Genomic DNA, 9,910 nt, shown 5'->3' on the forward strand with positions numbered 1-9,910 from the left:
GGCCGGCTTCGCCGCCGGGCCCGACCGGGGGGCCACGGCCACCGCCCACGTCCACCGCGACTGGGGGTTCGTGCTGGCCGCCCGGAACGTTCCGGTACCCCGTCTCGACCCCGCCGGGCCGCGTCCGCGCACGCTCACCGACGCCTCCCTCGCGGCGGACGTCCGGGCGGCGGAGCGCACCCGGGTCGCCGGTCCGCCGCCGTCCACGCTGGTGCACCCCCGGTACTCCCGCTGAGCCCCCTACTACGTTCCGCGCCGACGCGCCGCGACTTCCCGCCGACGGGGGTGCGGTCCGGCGTCGCGTGGGTAGGCTCCGCACTCATGGAGCACGAGGTGTTCGTTCCGGTCGAGGCGGAGCGGCTCAGGGAGGTGCTGGACGACCCCGCGCGGGTCGCCCGGGCGGTGCCCGGGCTCCAGCACGACGCCGGCGCGGATCCCGTCGCCGGGCGGCTGAAGATCCGCGTCGGCAGCCACTCCGTCACCTATCGGGGTGCCGTGCGGGTGTCCGCACGGGACGACGGTTCCTACGCCGTCGAGGGCGACGCGGCGGAGGCCCGCGGCAGCGGCTCGGTGAAGCTCGCGCTGCGGCTGCGGCTGCGGTCCGTGGAGGGCGGTACCGCCCTCACGGTCGAGGGGACGGCCACGGCCGACGGCCGGGTCGTGGACTTCCCGGCGGACGCGGTGGCCTCCGCGGTGGCCCGCCTGCTGGACCGCTTCGCGGAGAACCTGGGGGCCGACGCGGCGGAACGGGGTTCCGGGCCGGAGTCGCCCGAGCTGTTGTCGACGGGGGATTTCGAGCCGCGGGCCACGACGGACTTCGACACGACGCCGGATGCGGATGACGCTCCGCTGCCCGCTCCGGATGACGTCCCGCCGTCGGTTCCGGACGCGGAGGACGTCCCGCCGCCCGTCTTCGACGCGGAGGTTCCACCGTCCTCCCTCGAAGCGGACGACGACTCCGTGGCCGAGGCGGCGCACGCTCGGCGGACGATGATCGGCCGTAGTGCGGAGGAGGTGGACCACGCGCCGCCGCGCGGGCGCTACGCGCCCGTTCCCGCGCCGCAGACGGTCGCCTCCGTCACGCCCCTGCGGTGGGCCGCACCGGCGGCGGCACTGGCGGTCGCCTCGGTGGTCGTCGCGATCAGGGCGCTGCGTCGGCGTCGCTGAGCCGCCGTCGCCTTTGCGGGTGCCCGGCGCCAGTGTGGGCCGGGGGCGTTCGCGCGGCCCGGTGCTTGCGGGGTGCCTCCCCCACTCTCGGCTTCGCTCGAGCGGGAGGTACCCCCACCGCCCACCCGTGCCGCCCTGGGGGCACCTCCCAGGCCCTTCAGGCACTGGGGGAGGCACCCGGCGAGCGCCGGTGAGCGAGACCGGCCTCCGCCCGGCGGCACGGCTGCCCCCGCCCGGCGGCACGGCTGCCCGTGGCCGGCGACGTGCTCTTGATCGTCCCAGTAGGGTCGTCGCGTGAGTAACGGAGACATCACGCTGACCGCGGGTGACGCGGAGGTGACCGTGCTGCCGGGGAACGGCGGGCGGGTCGGAGGACTGCGGGTCGGGGGCGTCGAGCTGTTGCGGCAGGGGGAGCGGTTCGGGTGCTTCCCGATGGTGCCCTGGTGCGGACGGATCCGCGACGGACGGTTCCGGGACGGCGCGACCGTGCAGCAGATGCCGCTCAACGCCCCGCCGAACGCCATCCACGGCACCGCCCGCGACGCCGCCTGGCGCACCGCCCGCACGAGCACCGACGAGGCCGTGATGACGTACGACCTCGTGGAGCCGTGGCCGTACCCCGGGCGGGTCACCCAGCAGGTCGCGCTGACCGGGGACTCCCTGACGCTGACGATGAGCGTGGAGACGTACGAGTCGTCCTTCCCGGCGCAGATCGGCTGGCACCCGTGGTTCAACCGCAGCCTCGGCGGCGAGGACGTGACGATCGACTTCGCGCCCGCCTGGCAGGAGGAGCGCGGGGAGGACCACCTGCCGACCGGGCGGCGCGTCGACCCGAGGCCCGGACCGTGGGACGACTGCTTCGGGATGCCCGGCGGCGTCGACGTCACCCTCACCTGGCCGGGGCGGTTGGAGCTGAAGGTGACCAGCCGGGAGGAGTGGGTCGTGGTCTACGACGAGCAGCGCGAGGCCGTGTGCGTGGAGCCGCAGACCGGGCCGCCGAACGGGCTGAACACCCACCCGCGCCTGGTCACCCCGCTGGAGCCGCTGGAGGCCTCGACGACCTGGAGCTGGACCCGGCTTTAAGCTGACAGGCATGACGGACACTCGCGGCGCGCTGCTGCAGCAGATCAAGGACAAGGCCGTGGTGCACGGCAAGGTGACCCTCTCCTCCGGTCTGGAGGCCGACTACTACGTCGACCTGCGCCGCATCACCCTCGACGGCGAGGCCGCCCCGCTGGTCGGGCAGGTGCTGCTGGACCTGACCGCGGAGCTGGAGTTCGACGCGGTGGGCGGGCTGACCATGGGCGCCGACCCGGTGGCGGCGAGCATGCTGCACGCAGCCGCCGCGCGCGGCCGGAAGCTGGACGCCTTCGTCGTCCGCAAGGCCGCCAAGGCGCACGGGCTGCAGCGGCGCGTCGAGGGGCCGGACATCAAGGGCCGCCGCGTCCTCGTCGTCGAGGACACCTCCACCACCGGCGGCTCCCCGCTCACCGCCGTCGAGGCCGTGCGCGAGGCCGGCGCCGAGGTCGTGGCCGTCGCGACGATCGTCGACCGGGCCACCGGCGCCGCCGAGAAGATCCAGGAGGGCGCCGGGGTGCCGTACCTGTTCGCCTACGACAAGGACGAGCTCGGCCTCGACTGAGGCCGCCGGCCGGGCGACCCGGCGGCCCCCGCGCTCCCCCCCGCATCCCTCGCATAACGACTTGACCTGCGCCGTCGACCGGCCGGACAAGTCTGGGAAGATGGCCCCGACAATGACGTCGCATCCAAGGTTCCAGGTCAGGGCCGACCGTACGCAGTACGCCACACCGCACGCATAAGGAGCGGACAGATGCCCATCGCAACTCCCGAGGTCTACAACGAGATGCTCGACCGGGCGAAGGCGGAGAAGTTCGCCTACCCGGCCATCAACGTCACCTCGTCCCAGACCCTGCACGCGGCACTGCGCGGCTTCGCCGAGGCGGAGAGCGACGGCATCGTCCAGATCTCGACGGGCGGCGCCGAGTTCCTGGGCGGCCAGCACAAGAAGGAGATGGTGACCGGCGCGGTCGCGCTCGCCGAGTTCGCGCACATCGTCGCCGAGAAGTACGACGTCAACATCGCCCTGCACACGGACCACTGCCCGAAGGACAAGCTCGACGGGTACGTCCGTCCGCTGCTCGCGGTGTCCGAGGAGCGCGTCAAGGCCGGCCGCAACCCGCTGTTCCAGTCCCACATGTGGGACGGCTCCGCGGAGACCCTCGCCGACAACCTCTCCATCGCCCAGGAGCTCCTCGAGCGCGCCCGCGCCGCGAAGATCATCCTGGAGGTCGAGATCACCCCGACCGGCGGTGAGGAGGACGGCGTCACGCACGAGATCAACGACTCCCTCTACACCACGGTCGACGACGCGATCCGCACCGCGGAGGCCCTCGGCCTCGGCGACAAGGGCCGCTACCTGCTCGCCGCGTCCTTCGGCAACGTGCACGGCGTGTACAAGCCGGGCAACGTCGTCCTCCGTCCCGAGCTGCTGAAGGAGCTCAACGAGGGCGTCGCCGCCAAGTACGGCAAGCCGGCCGGCTCCCAGCCGTTCGACTTCGTCTTCCACGGCGGCTCCGGCTCCACCCCGGAGGAGATCCTCACCGCGCTGGAGAACGGCGTCGTGAAGATGAACATCGACACCGACACCCAGTACGCGTTCACCCGTCCGGTCGCCGACCACATGTTCCGCAACTACGACGGCGTCCTGAAGGTCGACGGCGAGGTCGGCGACAAGAAGACCTACGACCCGCGCACCTGGGGCAAGCTGGCCGAGGCGTCGATGTCGGCCCGCGTCGTGGAGGCCTGCCGGAACCTGCGCTCCACGGGCACCCGCCTCAAGTAACACCTCTCGGAGTGCGAGCCCGGTACCGCACGCGGTGCCGGGCTCTTCCGTATGCTCGCGGCATGCCCGACGTCCGGCTGTCCTCCCCGCAGGGCAAGTGGATCCTGCTCACCACGGTCCTCGGCTCCAGCATGGCCCTGCTCGACTCGACCGTGGTCAACGTCGCCCTCCCGCGCATCGGCCGCGACCTGGACGCCGACCTCGCCGCACTGCAGTGGACCGTCAACGCCTACATGGTCACGCTGGCCGGGCTGATCCTGCTCGGCGGGGCGCTGGGCGACCGGTTCGGGCGGCGGAAGGTGTTCGTCGTCGGCGTGCTGTGGTTCGCGGCGGCCTCCCTGCTGTGCGGCATCGCCCCGAACGCCGGCGTTCTCATCGCCGCCCGTGCCCTCCAGGGCGTCGGCGGGGCACTGCTCACCCCCGGCTCGCTCGCCCTCATCCAGGCCTCCTTCCACCCCGACGACCGGGGCCGCGCGGTCGGCCTGTGGTCCGGCTTCGGCGGCATCGGCGCGGCCGTCGGCCCCTTCGTCGGCGGCTGGCTGGTGGACGGGCCCGGCTGGCGCTGGGTGTTCCTCCTCAACGTGCCGCTCGCCCTGCTCTGCGCCCCCGTCGCCGTGCGCCACGTGCCGGAGTCGACGGGCGGGAAGGCCGAGGGCCGCTTCGACGTCCTCGGCGCCGCGCTCGGCGCGATCGCCCTCGCCCTGGTGACGTACGCGCTGATCGAGGCTGAGCAGGGATCCTTCCTGGTCGCCGTCTCCGCGGTCGCCGGGCTGGCCGCCGCGGTCGCGTTCGTCCTCGTCGAGAAGCGCCGCCCGCATCCGATGATGCCGCCGGACATCTTCGCCTCCCGCCAGTTCTCGGCGGTCAACGTGGTCACGCTGTGCGTGTACGCGGCCTTCGGCGGGTTCTTCTTCCTCGCCGCGCTCCAGCTCCAGGTCGTCGTCGGCTGGTCGGCGCTGGCCGCCGGTACGGCCCTGCTGCCGACGACCGCCCTGATGCTGCTGCTCTCCGCCCGCTCCGGCGAACTCGGCGACCGGATCGGCCCGCGCATCCCGCTCACCGTCGGCCCGCTGCTGTGCGCCGCCGGGATGCTGCTGATGCTGCGGGTCGGGCCCGGCGCCTCGTACGCCACCGAGGTGCTGCCCGCGCTGCTGGTCCTCGGCCTCGGCATGGTCACCCTGGTCGCGCCGCTCACCGCGACGGTCCTCGCCTCCGTGGACACCGCGCGGGCGGGCCTGGCCAGCGGCATCAACAACGCCGCCGCCCGTGCGGCCGGCCTGGTCGCGGTGGCCGCGTTGCCGCTGCTCGCCGGGATGGGCCCGGAGGCCTACCGGCTCCCCGACGCCTTCGACGACGCGTTCCGGCGGGCGATGGTGCTGTGCGCGGCCGTTCTGGTGGCCGGATCGGCGATCGCCTTCGCGACCGTGCGCCGCCCGGCACCCGGCTGCCCGCACCCCGAGTGCCACACCCACGGCAGCGTGGCGGTGCCCCCGCTGGAGGCGGGGGAGGAGGGCGGGAGCCGGCCCCGCTGATGTACGAGACTGGACCCATGTCGATTCACGAAAACCTCCTCGGGGGCCCGCCCCCGACCCACCTCCCCGACGACCCGGGCCCGCGCGAGCTGCTCGCCTCCGGCACCACGCCCGCCGACGTCGCGGCCAAGTACCCCACCTCCTCGCTGGCCTGGGCCCGGCTGGCCGACGAGGCCTTCGAGCGGGGCAGCGTCGTGGAGTCGTACGCGTACGCCCGTACGGGCTACCACCGCGGACTGGACGCGCTGCGCCGCAACGGCTGGAAGGGCCACGGCCCCGTGCCGTGGGAGCACGAGCCCAACCGCGGCTTCCTGCGCGCCCTGCACGCCCTCGCCCGCGCCGCGCAGTCGATCGGCGAGCAGGAGGAGCACGAGCGCTGCGCGCAGTTCCTGAAGGACTCCTCGCCGACGGCGGCCCAGGTCCTGGGCTGACCGGCCGGCCGGCTGATCTGTGATGTCTCCGGGGCCCGTCCGTGAGCGGGCGGGCCTTGCGGTCGTGGGGGACGATTGCGCAGGATGCACCGTGGGGACCGGGGCCCCCGTGCCGGTAACGGCAGGGGCGGACCGCTACCCGGAGTACATGTACAGGAGACAGCGATGTCCCACGAGGCTCACGAGCAGCCCGAGACCCCGCATCTCGACTTCCAGGGGACGACCCCCTACGAGGACTACGTCAAGGCCGATGTCCTCACCCACCTGCAGCACACCCTCTCCGACGATCCCGGAGAGATGGTCTTCCTGGTCACCACCCAGGTCATGGAGCTGTGGTTCACCGTCATCGTCCACGAGTGGGAGACCGCGGCGAAGGCGCTGCGGCAGGACGACGTCCCGGTCGCGGTCGACGCGCTGAAGCGGTCCGTACGGGAGCTGGAGGCGCTGAACGCCTCCTGGAAGCCGCTGAGCGGGCTCACCCCGGCGCAGTTCAACTCCTACCGCGGCGCCCTCGGCGAGGGCTCCGGATTCCAGTCGGCGATGTACCGGCGCCTGGAGTTCCTGCTCGGCGACAAGTCCGCGTCCATGCTGGTCCCGCACCGGGGCGCACCCCGCGTGCACGCCGAGCTGGAGAAGGCGCTGCACGAGCCGAGCCTGTACGACGAGGTGCTGCGGCTGCTCGCCCGGCGCGGGCACGCCGTCCCGGAGGACGTGCTGCGGCGCGACGTGTCGCGGAAGTACGAGCCGTCGGCGGAGGTGGAGGCGGTCTGGACGGCCGTCTACGCGGGCGACGAGCGGGACGAGGTCGCCCGTCTCGGCGAGGCGCTGACCGATGTCGCCGAACTGGTGTGGCGATGGCGCAACGACCACCTGGTCGCCACCCGCCGCGCGATGGGCGCCAAGGCCGGCACGGGAGGCTCCGCCGGGGTGGCCTGGCTGGAGAAGCGGGCGCAGAAGAGCGTGTTCCCCGAGCTGTGGACGGCGCGGTCCCATGTCTGAGCTCGCGCTGAAGGCGGAGAAGCTGGACGCCGCCGACGAACTGGCCGCCAAGCGGGCGGAGTTCGTGCTCGACGACGTGGTCTACCTCGACGGCAACTCGCTGGGCGCGCTGCCCGTCGCCGTGCCCGGCCGGGTCGAGGACGTGGTGCGCCGGCAGTGGGGCGAGCTGCGGATCCGGTCCTGGACCGAGGGCGACTGGTGGACGGCGCCGGAGCGGATCGGCGACCGGATCGCGCCGCTGGTCGGCGCGGCGGCCGGACAGATCGTGGTCGGCGACTCGACCAGCGTCAACGTGTTCAAGGCGCTGGTGGCCGCGGTGCGACTGGCGCGGTCGGCCGGCCCGGAGCGGGACGAGATCGTGGTCGACGCGACCACCTTCCCCACGGACGGCTACATCGCCGGGTCGGCGGCCCGGATGACCGGGTGCACGCTGCGTCCGGTGACCCCGTCCGAGGTGCCGGGCGCGCTCGGTGACCGCACGGCCGCCGTGCTGCTCAACCACGTCGACTACCGCACCGGGCGGCTGCACGACCTGCCGTCGCTGACGGCCGCCGTGCACGCGGCGGGGGCGGTGGTGGTCTGGGACCTGTGCCACAGCGCGGGCGCGCTGCCGGTCGGCCTGGACGAGCACGGCGTGGACCTGGCGGTCGGCTGCACCTACAAGTACCTCAACGGCGGGCCCGGTTCACCGGCGTTCCTGTACGTGCGCGCGGACCTCCAGGACCGCTTCGACTCCCCGCTGCCGGGGTGGAACTCCCACGTCGAGCCCTTCGGGATGCGCTCCGCGTACGAGCCGGCGGCGGGCGCGGTGCGCGGGCGGGTCGGCACCCCGGACATCCTCTCCATGCTCGCCCTGGAGGCGGCGCTGGAGGTGTGGGACGGCGTGGCCGTCGACGCGGTGCGCGCCAAGTCCCTCGCGCTGACGGACTTCTTCCTGGAGTGCGTCGAGACGTACGTGCCCGACGGCCGCGTCGAGTGCGTGACACCGCGTGCGCACGGGGAGCGGGGCAGCCAGATCGCCCTGCGCTGCTCCCCCACTCTCGGCTCCGCTCGAGCGGGAGGTCCCCCCACCGCCGGTGAGGTGATGCGGCGGCTGATCGAGCGGGGCGTGGTCGGGGACTTCCGCCACCCGGACGTGCTCCGCTTCGGCTTCACCCCGCTGTACGTCGGCTTCGCGGACGTGGAGCGGGCGGCGCGGGTACTGGCGGAGGTGCTGGCGTAGTCCTCCGGGGCTTCGGGGTTCCGGGGCCGGGGGCGACGTCGTACGGTGTCGCCCCCCGGGCCCCCGGGCCCGCTGACCGAGCGTGACATCCGCATGTCGGCGTACGGGGGCGTGCTGATACCGTCCCGGCCGAACGGCCGCGTTCCCGCCGGTCCGTCACCCGTGTTTCTTCGCTGAGAGGTTGGAGCCATGACGGACGACGCCGCAGCCGCCCGGGCCGCCGCCGAGGAGGAGTCGGCCTTCTCCCACCCGCCCGTGGACCCCGACGCCACGGTGGCCTACGGCGACGACCCGGACCAGGTCGTCGACCTCTACGCGCCGCGTGGGGAGGGCGGGCCCGCGCCCGTCGTGGTCGTGCTGCACGGGGGTGCCTGGCGGGCGCCGTACGACCGGCGCCACATCAGCCCGTTCGCGGCCTTCCTGGCCGGGCGGGGTTTCGCCGTGGCCAGTGTCGAATACCGGCGCGGGGCGGGGGAGCCGGGCGGTGGTGGCCCGGTCGCGGGGCGGTGGCCCGACACCTTCGACGACGTCGCCGCCGCGATGGACGCGCTGCCGGGGCTGATACGGGAGCGGGTGCCGGGGGCCGACCTGCGGCGCGTCGTGCTCACCGGGCACTCGGCCGGTGGCCACCTGGCGTTGTGGGCCGCCGCGCGGCACGTCCTGCCGGCCGGTTCCCCCTGGCGGACGGACGAGCCCGCGCCGCTGCGAGGTGTGGTCGCCCTCGCGCCGATCGCGGACTTCGAGGTCGCCGACAAGCTGGGCGTGTGCGGGGGCGCGGTGCGGCAGTTGCTCGGGGGCGACGATCACTTCGCCGAGCGCCGGCCGCACGCCGATCCCGGGCTGCTGCTGCCCACCGGGATCGCCACGACCCTGGTGCAGGGGCGTACCGACGTCGTGGTTCCGCAGGCGGTCGCCGAGGCGTACGCGGAGGCGGCGGCGAAGGCGGGGGAGGTCGTGGGGGTGACGTTGCTGGAGGACGTGGGGCACTTTCCGCTGATCGATCCGGGGGCGGACGCGTGTGCGGTGGTGGCGGAGGAGATCGCTCAACTCGCTTGGTGAGCGGCTCTCCTGATGGGGGCGAGCCGGTCATACCCGTAGTACCTGAGAGCTACCCCGCAGGTGAGTCCCCCGGTGGGACGCGGGTTACCCGTGGCGCTCCGTAACTTCCCTTTCCAGTAGGCCCGATGGGCGGGCGGACGGGGAGGTGCGGCCACCATGGTGCGCGAGCGTGAGGGGTGCACGGCGTGGGGGTGGGCCGGGGGGTGTTCGCGCGACCCGGCGCTTGCGGGGTGCCTCCTCCACTCTCGGCTCCTCCCCCACTCTCGACTTCTCCCCCACTCTCGACTTCGCTCGAGCGGGGGGACCCCCATGAGCGGGGGGACCCCCATGAGCGGGGGGACCCCCATGAGCGGGGGGACCCCCATCGCCCACCCGTGCCGCCCCTGGGGGTACCTCCCAGGCCCTTCAGGCACTGGGGGAGGCACGACTGCCCGCGGAGCGCGGGGATGGTGGAGGTGGCGGGGCTCGTTCGGGCTGCGCGGGGCGCGGGTTTTGCGGGGGGTGCTTGCGGGGGTTGTCGCCGGGGCCGTTGCCGTGCCGCTTGCCGGGGCGGCGCGGGCTCGGGTGCCCGCGCCGGTGCCCGCCGTGGTCGCGGGGCCTTCCGCGGCGAACCTCGACGCGGTCTACGCCGCCAACC

At 73.9% G+C, this 9,910-nt stretch carries 9 protein-coding genes and 1 pseudogene; all 10 read left to right on the top strand.

Annotation, left to right across the window (positions count from 1 at the left end; genetic code table 11):
• Positions 1-235 (top strand): annotated as a pseudogene (locus tag B7767_RS13675) (spermidine synthase); the annotation flags it as partial.
• Between the two features lie 86 nt (positions 236-321).
• On the top strand, positions 322-1,167 hold the full coding sequence (locus tag B7767_RS13680) for an SRPBCC domain-containing protein (protein ID WP_085572424.1): 846 nt from the start codon (positions 322-324) through the stop codon (positions 1,165-1,167).
• A gap of 294 nt (positions 1,168-1,461) precedes the next feature.
• Entirely contained in the window at positions 1,462-2,250 is a 789-nt protein-coding gene (locus B7767_RS13685) for an aldose epimerase (protein WP_085572425.1), read from the top strand.
• A gap of 10 nt (positions 2,251-2,260) precedes the next feature.
• Complete coding sequence (pyrE, locus tag B7767_RS13690) at positions 2,261-2,809, top strand: orotate phosphoribosyltransferase (protein WP_085572426.1); 549 nt, start codon at positions 2,261-2,263, stop codon at positions 2,807-2,809.
• Positions 2,810-2,998: 189 nt separating this feature from the next.
• Positions 2,999-4,030, top strand: coding sequence for a class II fructose-bisphosphate aldolase (gene fbaA / locus B7767_RS13695; protein ID WP_085572427.1), 1,032 nt, complete (start codon positions 2,999-3,001; stop codon positions 4,028-4,030).
• A 62-nt stretch (positions 4,031-4,092) separates the two neighbouring features.
• Positions 4,093-5,562: an MFS transporter gene (locus B7767_RS13700; protein WP_085572428.1), complete on the top strand. Its 1,470-nt coding sequence runs from the start codon at positions 4,093-4,095 to the stop codon at positions 5,560-5,562.
• Positions 5,563-5,579: 17 nt separating this feature from the next.
• Positions 5,580-5,993 carry a DUF3151 domain-containing protein gene (locus B7767_RS13705; protein WP_085572433.1) on the top strand — a complete coding sequence of 138 codons (414 nt, stop codon included), beginning with the start codon at positions 5,580-5,582 and terminating at the stop codon, positions 5,991-5,993.
• Between the two features lie 165 nt (positions 5,994-6,158).
• Positions 6,159-6,992 carry a tryptophan 2,3-dioxygenase family protein gene (locus B7767_RS13710; protein ID WP_085572429.1) on the top strand — a complete coding sequence of 278 codons (834 nt, stop codon included), beginning with the start codon at positions 6,159-6,161 and terminating at the stop codon, positions 6,990-6,992.
• Positions 6,985-8,214 (top strand): kynureninase, encoded by a 1,230-nt coding sequence (gene kynU / locus B7767_RS13715; RefSeq protein ID WP_085572430.1) that lies wholly within the window; start codon positions 6,985-6,987, stop codon positions 8,212-8,214. The genes B7767_RS13710 and kynU overlap by 8 nt, the downstream gene beginning before the upstream one ends.
• Positions 8,215-8,403: 189 nt before the next feature.
• Positions 8,404-9,273 (top strand): alpha/beta hydrolase, encoded by an 870-nt coding sequence (locus tag B7767_RS13720; protein WP_085572431.1) that lies wholly within the window; start codon positions 8,404-8,406, stop codon positions 9,271-9,273.
• The last annotated feature ends 637 nt before the right edge of the window (positions 9,274-9,910 follow it).

Origin of the sequence: Streptomyces sp. 13-12-16, from assembly GCF_002114215.1 — a bacterium.
In the GTDB taxonomy this organism is placed as follows: domain Bacteria; phylum Actinomycetota; class Actinomycetes; order Streptomycetales; family Streptomycetaceae; genus Streptomyces.

Bases quoted from the DNA above. Each gene is read 5' to 3' on its own strand.
- B7767_RS13680 (WP_085572424.1), top strand. From the start codon at position 322: ATGGAGCACGAGGTGTTCGTTCCGGTCGAGGCGGAGCGGCTCAGGGAG.
- pyrE (WP_085572426.1), top strand. From the start codon at position 2,261: ATGACGGACACTCGCGGCGCGCTGCTGCAGCAGATCAAGGACAAGGCC.
- fbaA (WP_085572427.1), top strand. From the start codon at position 2,999: ATGCCCATCGCAACTCCCGAGGTCTACAACGAGATGCTCGACCGGGCG.
- B7767_RS13700 (WP_085572428.1), top strand. From the start codon at position 4,093: ATGCCCGACGTCCGGCTGTCCTCCCCGCAGGGCAAGTGGATCCTGCTC.
- B7767_RS13705 (WP_085572433.1), top strand. From the start codon at position 5,580: ATGTCGATTCACGAAAACCTCCTCGGGGGCCCGCCCCCGACCCACCTC.
- B7767_RS13710 (WP_085572429.1), top strand. From the start codon at position 6,159: ATGTCCCACGAGGCTCACGAGCAGCCCGAGACCCCGCATCTCGACTTC.
- kynU (WP_085572430.1), top strand. From the start codon at position 6,985: ATGTCTGAGCTCGCGCTGAAGGCGGAGAAGCTGGACGCCGCCGACGAA.
- B7767_RS13720 (WP_085572431.1), top strand. From the start codon at position 8,404: ATGACGGACGACGCCGCAGCCGCCCGGGCCGCCGCCGAGGAGGAGTCG.